Here is a 1195-nt window from a genome sequence, read left to right on the forward strand (position 1 = left end):
GGGTCTTGTACGTTCCCTACATGCTTAAGACATTTCCTCCACCTGACCCATAGGGATATAGTAATGTCTTTAACGCGTCAGGAACACTTAAGACCTGGGGGAAAATATAGGAGGTAGAGCAAAGCACAACTGAAAGGACTCTGGAGGTACGAGTCCACGCATGGGCAAAGGTAGAATAATGCAGTGAAAGAAAAAAAGATCATTAGATCAAACTAAAAAATGAAATGTCCAATGCCTGGCAAACGCTAAAGCGCCAGGGGACATAATAAACAGCACAACCTGATTGGTTCGTTTTGCCTACGGCCTTCTAGCTTCAAATTGAATTGTTACAGTGTTTCCCTGCGGGGCTTGTCGCTTTGCGACTGTCTAGCAGAAGAAATAAGCCAAATCGTATACAACCTAGGCGGTGTTTGGAGCATTTAGAATAGATAAAAAAGCGCTTAGCAGGACGAAAAACTGTGGGTGAACAACTAAGATTGAAACTTTTTACTTCCGAAGCTCGTTTCTATCATGGCTACCAAAAGTTAATTGTGACAATAAAGATCGAAACTTAGGTTCTATCAACATGGCTATCTAAGAAAAGTATGACAACAAAGTTTGAAACTCACTTTTGCCCCTTTCAATGTTAGGGGCGATTGCCCACTCAGTTCAGTAAAACTTCATTTGACTTACTTTTCCTCATACCATTAATGTGTTTCAATATCTGGTGTTGAGGGAACATCTTTCAAAGAGTTGAAATTGGTTTACTCAGGCGAAGGGCAAGAGGAGTACGAGACATTGAATACTTCAAACTCAAGATCAGACAAGCATCAGTCCCTGATACCCATTCAACCTTTTATCCAAATATCAAGCTCATGTAAGCGGAGAAGAGCCTAAAAACTAATTAAGTTATGGGTTATTCACGTCTCTGAGTTTTGTTCGAAAAGGACACCAAATTGTAAGTGTTGATAAATTTTACGCTGACCCGAATTACAAAGTTTGTCTTTGATAGACGTCAATCGTTGATATTGGGTTGAAAGCTAGTTATGTTGTTGATTATTAATGGCTGGCTATGTTCATCATCTGCGATAGAACACCATAAGCAAAAGTAGATGAAGGTTAAGAATAACGCCGTTTTTGAGAGTGAAAACATAAGAACAAACAGCAAAATATCAAGGCGCAAAGATATCATAGAAAACCCCTCTGTCAGGATGAT

General features: G+C 39.5%; 2 pseudogenes. One reads left to right on the forward strand and one right to left on the reverse strand.

What is annotated here, in order from left to right:
- Positions 1-731 precede the first annotated feature (731 nt).
- Positions 732-860, forward strand: a pseudogene (locus FW758_RS24505) (ISL3 family transposase); the annotation flags it as partial.
- A gap of 134 nt (positions 861-994) precedes the next feature.
- On the opposite strand, the pseudogene FW758_RS24510 reads toward FW758_RS24505, so the two are convergent.
- A pseudogene (locus FW758_RS24510) lies at positions 995-1195 on the reverse strand (hypothetical protein); the annotation flags it as partial.

Source organism: Shewanella sp. 1180_01 (assembly GCF_052850535.1).